The following is a 1152-nucleotide window of genomic DNA, read 5'->3' as shown; positions in this document are numbered from 1 at the left end:
ATTTTGCGTAGCCATTTCGCCAACCAATAATCCCGCCATTTGCTGGGCTAATGCCGCCATCGAATAACCCACTGGGGTTGTTTGCGTACTGCCCATCCAGCTAAATTTCTGATGCGGCACATTATAGAGCGTGGTTTGCACATAGATTTCAGGTGCAACGTAAACGGTAGCAGGGAAATCATAGGTCGGCGCCCACAAGCCTTGATAATAACCTGGGAAGTTGTTCCATCCCCAAACCGGAGCCGGTGCGCTGTAAACCTGTGGCTGTGTCACTTTCATGACTTGGGTCGTTAGAATATTATCCAGATGCAGCTGCTTGGCCAGCGCTAACACCTCTTGGCTGTGGTTATCGGCTGTATTGCTCGTTGGCGTAGAAAAATACAGGTATGACACCACCGCCTGAACTTGATGTTCGCGTAGTTGTTTGGCTAACTCATCTTCTAATAAACGGCGCGCCACCACATTCGGCGTTGCGACGACCACTAACGCGGATTTAGCAGGAAAACATTCGCTACATTGCGGATTTTTCCACTGCCCTTCCAACTGCGTTGGGCCAACACAAGCGGAAAGCATAACCGCCATAGAGCTAGAGAGCGCGACGCGAAAAATCCATTTTGCTTGCATAATAGCTATCTACATAAACTTTTTGATGTAGATAACTATAGCGATCGCCAACCGCAATGAAAAATACCCATCTGTATACAGATGGGTATTATCAGTAAAAAGTCATGTCTAAAGAGAAAGTGATAACCGCTCGTTATGGCTTATCGATTAGAATTTCCCCACCAACGCAGAAAAGATCTGTTCATCCATATTGTGCGCTTGTTTACGCAAACGCGTATTGGTGGTTAAGACACTGACCATATCATCTAATGAAATGGTTTTTTGCGCCTTTTGGCTCACGTGATAAACCAACTGTTCCAGATCCTGTGGCTGGATCAGCCCTTGGTTCGATTCAAACATTTCCACTTCCGTCATCGCATTATCAATGCGCTCTTTAATCTCCACCACCGGCGTTAATGACAAGCGGTGAATTTGGTCACACACCGCCAGTAAGGTCTCTGCACTGCTGTAACGCGAGACACTGAATTTCGCATTACCCACGGTGATCGCCAGTGAAAAGCGGCGCTTATCAATTCGGATTTTCTGGAT

At 46.9% G+C, this 1152-nt stretch carries 2 protein-coding genes; both read right to left on the bottom strand.

All coding sequences use genetic code 11. The features are described from left to right. Positions 1-624: hypothetical protein (locus ACRC27_RS06760; RefSeq protein WP_438639485.1), on the bottom strand; the 624-nt coding region annotated here is incomplete at its 3' end. A gap of 147 nt (positions 625-771) precedes the next feature. Further along, positions 772-1152: hypothetical protein (locus ACRC27_RS06755; protein ID WP_438639484.1), on the bottom strand; the 381-nt coding region annotated here is incomplete at its 5' end.

It is taken from the genome of Plesiomonas sp. (assembly GCF_051650925.1).
In the GTDB taxonomy this organism is placed as follows: domain Bacteria; phylum Pseudomonadota; class Gammaproteobacteria; order Enterobacterales; family CAMTGL01; genus Plesiomonas.
Note: the sequence above shows the minus strand (reverse complement) of the source record. Positions and strands in the feature narration are given on the sequence as shown.